Source organism: Curtobacterium sp. HSID17257, assembly GCF_003989515.1.
Taxonomy (GTDB): domain Bacteria; phylum Actinomycetota; class Actinomycetes; order Actinomycetales; family Microbacteriaceae; genus Curtobacterium.
Genome location: NZ_RBLU01000149.1, coordinates 1 through 6,338 on the forward strand (window position 1 = coordinate 1; position 6,338 = coordinate 6,338).

5 protein-coding genes are annotated in these 6,338 nt (G+C 72.6%); 1 reads left to right on the forward strand and 4 read right to left on the reverse strand.

The features are described from left to right. Window positions 1-98: 98 nt before the first annotated feature. Window positions 99-1,091 (reverse strand): alpha/beta hydrolase, encoded by a 993-nt coding sequence (locus D8M35_RS14960; protein ID WP_126892553.1) that lies wholly within the window; start codon window positions 1,089-1,091, stop codon window positions 99-101. A 219-nt stretch (window positions 1,092-1,310) separates the two neighbouring features. Between D8M35_RS14960 and D8M35_RS14965 the strand changes: the two genes are divergently transcribed. Next, on the forward strand, window positions 1,311-3,371 hold the full coding sequence (locus D8M35_RS14965) for a transglycosylase domain-containing protein (RefSeq protein WP_238638257.1): 2,061 nt from the start codon (window positions 1,311-1,313) through the stop codon (window positions 3,369-3,371). Window positions 3,372-3,439: 68 nt separating this feature from the next. Here the strand turns inward: D8M35_RS14965 and D8M35_RS14970 are convergent, their stop codons facing one another. The 3 genes from D8M35_RS14970 to D8M35_RS14980 all read right to left on the reverse strand — a co-directional run. Continuing rightward, window positions 3,440-4,474 (reverse strand): ABC transporter substrate-binding protein, encoded by a 1,035-nt coding sequence (locus tag D8M35_RS14970; RefSeq protein WP_126892554.1) that lies wholly within the window; start codon window positions 4,472-4,474, stop codon window positions 3,440-3,442. 86 nt (window positions 4,475-4,560) lie between these two features. Continuing rightward, window positions 4,561-5,433 (reverse strand): ABC transporter ATP-binding protein, encoded by an 873-nt coding sequence (locus D8M35_RS14975; RefSeq protein ID WP_126892555.1) that lies wholly within the window; start codon window positions 5,431-5,433, stop codon window positions 4,561-4,563. Beyond that, window positions 5,430-6,338, reverse strand: a 909-nt coding sequence (locus tag D8M35_RS14980; protein WP_148113393.1) for an iron chelate uptake ABC transporter family permease subunit, incomplete at its 5' end; no start/stop codon positions are given. The genes D8M35_RS14980 and D8M35_RS14975, both read right to left, overlap by 4 nt.

Below are 6,338 nucleotides of genomic sequence, written 5' to 3' on the forward strand. Positions count from 1 at the left end.
CTCCGACGCGCTGGTGGCCGCGGCGGCGCGGGTGGCGGTGCGGCCGATCGGTGCCGCGTCGGGCTGAGCTGCCGACCCGCGGTCGGCGGTGAGGGCTGTCAGCGCGGGAGCGTGGTGGCCCAGCGACCGAGCACGTCCCAGACCTGGTCGCGGACGTCGGGCGCCGAGAGCACCACGTCGTGCAGGGCGCCGTGCAGACGCCGGACGGTCACCTCGTCACCGAGCGAGAGCGCCCGGTGCGCGACCACGTCCACGTTGAGCGCGACGTCCGCGTGTGCCATCCCGTCGTCCCACCGCGGCTGCAGCATGCTCTTGTCGCTGAGCATCACGAGGGTCGGGACCCTGAGACCGAGCCCCTGCTCGACCCGCTCCTGCCCGGTGAACACCGCGGCGAGCCACCCGGGGTGCAGCGGGAAGCCCCGTTCGGGGCGCCAGCGCTGGTCGTACGTCCACGAACCGTCGCCCGTCGCGGACACCGTGCGGGTGTAGAAGCCCGGGTCGACCGCCGGCATCGGCGCGAGGGGGTTCCGCTTGGCGCCGAGCTTGATCACCGGTGCGACGATCGCCCGACCGAGCGCACTCGCCTGGAACTCGAGCCACGGGCTGTTCAGCACCAGGCCGTCGACGAGCTCCGGGTGCCGCGCGGCCCAGAGCGACAGGGTGAGCCCACCGGTGGAGTGCCCCATCGGGACGAGCCGTCGACGGGGACCGCCGTGGTGCTCGGCGGCGATCGCGTCGAGGGCGGCACCGATGTCCTCGTCGTAGACGGCCAGGTCATCGACGAACCCGGGTGTCTGGTGCGGCCGGAGGCTCCGGCCGTACTTCCGCAGGTCGAGGGCGTGGAAGCGCGCACCGAGCCGCTCGAGGTGCTCCGCGAGTTCCACCTGGAAGAAGTAGTCGGACCAGCCGTGCACGTACAGCACGTCCACGCCGTGCAGCGGCCCACGGGCGTGCAGCAACAGGTCGTTCGGCGATCGCCGTCGTCGGACGAGCGTCGCGACGACCGGTCCTTCGCGGTCCTCGCCGAGCGGGAGCTCGAGGCGCTCGAACGGGGCTCCCAGCACGTCCTCGTGCCACTGCCCGGTCCCCATCACCCGAGCGTACCGACGACCCCGGGGTGACGGTTCGGTCACGGTCGGGTCACGGGACGGTGACGGCGGGGGTCCCTCCGGTAACGATCCGTACCGACTCGGTCCTTTCCCAGCGGTCGTGCCGGTCCTCCCCGGGGAACCCCGGGCGGACGCCCGACCAGCGTTGGGAGGGTCACCCGACGCCACCGGACGACGGGGGCGGGACCACGAGGGGGAGACATGACGATGCGACGTGCGACCGTGGCGGCCCTGGGCTTCGTCGGCGGCAGCGTGCTGGCGGGGCTGCTGGTCGGGGTCGGCGTGACGCCGGTGCTCGCGGTGGCCGGGGTGGGGACGACCTCGGCGATCGACCTGTTCGACTCGATGCCGGAGTACATCGAGATCGGTGACCTGCCCGAGCGGAACGAGATCTGGGCGTACCAGGGCGGGCAGCCCGTGCACCTGGTCGACGTGTGGGACCAGAACCGGCAGGAACTCTCGCTCGACCAGATCAGCGACACCCTCGAGCACGCCGCGATCGACGGCGAGGACAAGCGCTTCCGCGAGACCGGCGGCGTCGACCCGACGAGCCTGGTGCGGTCGGTCGCGAGCGTCATCGCCTCCGGCGGGCAGGGCGGCTCCGGGGGCTCGACGATCACGATGCAGCTCGTGCGGAACATCAAGATCCAGCAGGCGAGCGAACTGCCGACCGCCGAGGAGCGCGAGGCCGGACACCGCGAGGCGACGGAGAAGAGTGCGCAGCGCAAGCTCGCCGAGGTCAAGCTGGCGATCGGGCTCGCCAAGGAGTACTCGAAGGACGAGATCCTCGCCGCCTACCTGAACATCGCCTACTTCGGCGACCAGACCTACGGCGTGCAGGCGGCCTCGCAGCGGTACTACGGCAAGGACGCCACGGACCTGACCCCGGCCGAGGCCGCGTCCTTGATCGCCATCGTGCAGTGGCCCGAGCGCCGCGACCTGTCGACACCCGAGCACCACGCCGACAACCAGGCCCGGCGGGACGTCGTCCTCCGCTCGATGCACGACCAGGGGCACCTGAGTGACGCGGACCTCGCCGCGGCGCTCGCGTCACGTCCGGCCGACTACGTCCGCCTCACCGCACCCCAGCAGGGGTGCGAGTCGGCGGTCCGCGGCGCGGAGTTCTTCTGCGCGTACGCCGAGCAGGTGGCGCAGGACCTCCCGCAGCTCGGCGCCGACGCCGACGCGCGCGCCGCCGCCTGGCGCACGGGCGGGTACCGGGTGCAGACCACCCTCGACCTCGACCTGAACACCCGGCAGAAGGACCTGCTCTCCCTGCACGACCCCGCGACCGAGAGCCGTCTCGCCCTCGGTGCCACGCTCGACACCGTCGAGGCGGGGACCGGGCGGGTGCTGACGATGGCTCAGAACAAGGACTTCGACCGCTCCGCGGACGCCCCGGCGACGGCGACCTCGCTCAACTACGCCACCGACGAGTCGAACGGCGGATCGAAGGGCTTCCAGGTGGGCTCGACCTACAAGATGTTCACGCTGCTGCAGTGGTTGGAGTCCGGCCGGAGCCCGGACACCGTGGTGGACGGCACGCGGAAGGCCCGGAGCACGTGGACGCAGTGCGGGCAGCGGGTGACGCTGGGCACCCCGTACGACCCGAAGAACGACGCGCCGGGGCAGACCGGGCCGTACTCCGTCCGCGCGGCGACGGCGCAGTCGGTGAACGCGGCGTACGCGGACATGGCGTCGCAGCTCGACCTCTGCGACATCCGGGACACCGCCGCGCGATTCGGTGTCCACCCGGCGACGGGTGGGGAGCTGCCAGCGAACCCGGCGGCGATCCTCGGGACGACGAGCATCGCCCCGCTCACGATGGCGGCCGCCTACGCCGGCATCGCGAACGGCGGCGTGACCTGCGCCCCGGTCGTCGTCGACCAGGTCACGGGCCCCGACGGCACGGCACTCGGCGGGCAGCCGCGGTCCTGCACGCGGGCGGTGTCGGCGTCGGTCGCCGCCGAGGCGTTCGCGGTGATGCAGGGGGCCTTCCGCGGCGGCACGGCGACCGGGGGCCAGACGCTCGACGGAGCGACGCTGTTCGGCAAGACGGGCACGACCGACGCGGCGGACCAGATCTGGCTCGTCGGCGGGACCTCGCGCGCGGTGACGGCGTACTGGCAGGGCAACACCGACGGTGGGAAGACGAACCTGCGGTACGTCGGGAGCGGTCAGGGCGGCACCTACGCGGGGTCGCGCGCTGCCGTCTGGCGGCAGGCGCAGACGGCGGTCAACGCGGCGCTGCCCGTCGGCTGACGCCGCCCGGGACGGACGGGAGGCACGGTGCCAGCCGGCACCGTGCCTCCAGTCCGCGACGATCGCGGCTACGACACCTTCTTGCTGTCCGTGAGCCAGCCCGCGAGCTTCGTCATGTAGTCGGCCTGCGACGCGTAGTCGAGCGCGGGGAAGGTCCAGCTGTGGACCTGGCCCGCCTCGAGCGCCGGGTTGTCGGCGAAGGTCGGCTGCTTCTCGAGGTCCGCGACCTGGTAGCCCTGCTGCGAGAGCAGGATCACGTCACCGGTGATCTGCCCGGCGTTCTCCCACGAGTAGATGCCCCAGTAGAAGCCCTTCGGCTTCGGCTCCACGAAGTCGACGCCGAACGACGAGTACATCTGCAGGGTCGGCTCGTCGGACGGACGCGTCACGTACGCGCCGTCGCCGTCCGCGTACATCGAGACGACGGACACGTCGCTCGACTTCGCGGCCTGCTCGAGGGTGTCCTCGGCCTCGTCGAAGCGGTCCTCGGCGGCCTCGACCTTCGACTCGGGCGCACCGAGCGACTCGGCCAGGCCGGCGATCTTCTCGATGACGTCCTCGCCCTTGCCGCCCCACTTCACCTGGACGACGGGTGCGATGGCCTCGACCTGCTGCTCCTGCTCCTTGTCCTTGAAGCCGTAGCCGGGCTGGGTCTCGTCGAGGGTGCCCTTCTCGTCGGTCGGGTACACCGACGTGACGACGAGGTCCGGCTTGAGCGCTGCGAGCTGCTCGAGGTCGATGTCGCCGTACGCCTGGCCGAGCTGTGTGATGCCGTCCGTGTCGAGATCGTCGAAACGGGCGTCCTTCGCCATGGTCAGCTGGCCGAAGGTGCCGACCGGACGCAGACCGTACTCGATGAACGAGATGGCGATGTCGTTGAGGACGACGACGCGCTTCGGCGTGCTGTCGGTCTTCACGGTCGCACCGGTGGCGTCCTTGTACGACCAGGGACCGGAGGCGGTCGAGGCGTTGCCGGCGGTGTCCCCGGATCGGGCGGAGTCGTCGGAGCCGTTCGCTCCGGAGCAACCGGCGAGCAGGAGGGCCGGGACGGCCACGGAGGTCACGAGGGCGGCGCGCAGGGAGCCGCGGCGGGGGATCTTCACGTTAGGAGAGCCTAACCTAACTCTGTGAGGACCGCCAGCCTGTGACGACCAGGCCGCCGGGGCGGCGGCACGCCACCGCGCCGGACTCAGGCGGACGTGCTGGGTTCGTCGGCCTCGGGCACGATCATCGGCGCACCCGTCACCGGGTCCGGCACCACCCGGGCGTGCAGCCCGAAGGCGGTCTCGAGCACCGCGGGGGTCAGGACCTCGTCGGGGGTCCCGTCCGCGACGACCCCGCCGTCGTGCAGGACGACGAGTCGGTCCGAGTACCGCGCGGCGAGCGTCAGGTCGTGCAGCACCATCACGACGGTCGACCCCTGCTCGCGGTTCAGCCGCCGCACGAGGCGGAGCACGTCGAGCTGGTGCGCCAGGTCCAGGTACGTCGTCGGCTCGTCGAGCAGCAGGGTCTCCGCCTGCTGCGCCACCACGAGCGCGATCCAGGCCCGCTGCCGCTGGCCACCCGACAGGCTCGCGACGTCGCGGTGCGCGACCTCGGTCAGTCCGGTCGCCGCGATGGCCTGCTCGGCGACGTCGGCGTCGTCCGCCGTCCACGGCTTCGCCCAGCTCTGGTGCGGGTTCCGACCGCGCATCACCAGGTCGAGCACACTCGTGCCCGCGGGAGCCACCGGCGTCTGCGGCAGGATCGCGAGCCGCCGGGCCACGGCCCGGTTCGGCTCCTTGCGGATCGGGGCGCCGTCCAGCAGCACCTCGCCGGACTGCGGCTTCAGCACGCGGCCGAACGCCTTGAGGAGGGTCGACTTGCCGCAGCCGTTCGCCCCGAGGAAGGTCGTCACCGTGCCACGCTCGATCCGCAGGTCCAGGTCGCGGAGGACCGGGTCGCGGTCGTAGCCGACCGACAGGCCACGGGCCTCCAGGACGGGAGGCACGGTGCCGGTCGCGTCGAGGCCACCGGCCCGGTGGTTGCGGGCCGTGCTCGTGCTCGCGGTCGTGGCGGTCATCGGGACATCTCCTTGCGGTGGCGGACGAGGAGCCAGATCAGGTACGGGGCGCCGACGACGGTGGTCACGATGCCGACGGGCACCTGCCAGGGGAAGGCGGAACGGGCGAGCAGGTCGGCGCCGAGGACGAGCACCGACCCCAGTGCTCCGGCGAGCAGCAGCGGTGGGCGGTTCGTGCCGGCCAGGCGCAGGGCGACCTGGGGGACGACGAACGCGACGAAGCCGATCGGTCCGGCGGCGGCGACGGCAGCGGCGGTGAGGACGACCGAGAGCGCCAGGACGAGCAGCCGGTGCCGCTGCACGCCGAGCCCGACGCCGGTCGCGACCTCGTCGCCGAGCTGCCCGATGCCGAGCGCGGCGCTGGTGGCGAGGGCGATCGGGACGCAGACCGCGGCGACGAGCAGGAGCGGCCACACGGTCGTCCACGAGGTGCTCGACAGGCTGCCGACGAGCCACTGCGACGCCGCGGTGGCGACGGTGATCTTGGCGCGGACGAGCAGGTAGCTCGTCACGGCGTCGAGCGTGGCGCTCACCCCGATGCCGACGAGCACGAGGCGGTAGCTCTGCACCCCGCCCCGCCACCCGAGGCCGTACACGGCAGCCGCGGCGACGAGTGCCCCGATGGTCGCCGCGACCGGGATCCCGCCGCTCAGGACGACCGAGGACACGGAGTAGGTGCCACCGCCGAGCACGATCGCGGCGACCGCGCCGACGCTCGCGCCGGAGGTCACGCCGATGATGTCCGGCGTGCCGAGGGGGTTCCTGGTGACGGTCTGCGTCAGCGCGCCGGCGGTCCCGAGCACCAGGCCGACCAACGCGCCGGTGAGGACGCGGGGGAGCCGGAGGGTCGTGACGATGAAGCCGTCGGGGCCGTCGTCGGCGCCGAGCAGTGCGCGGACGACGGT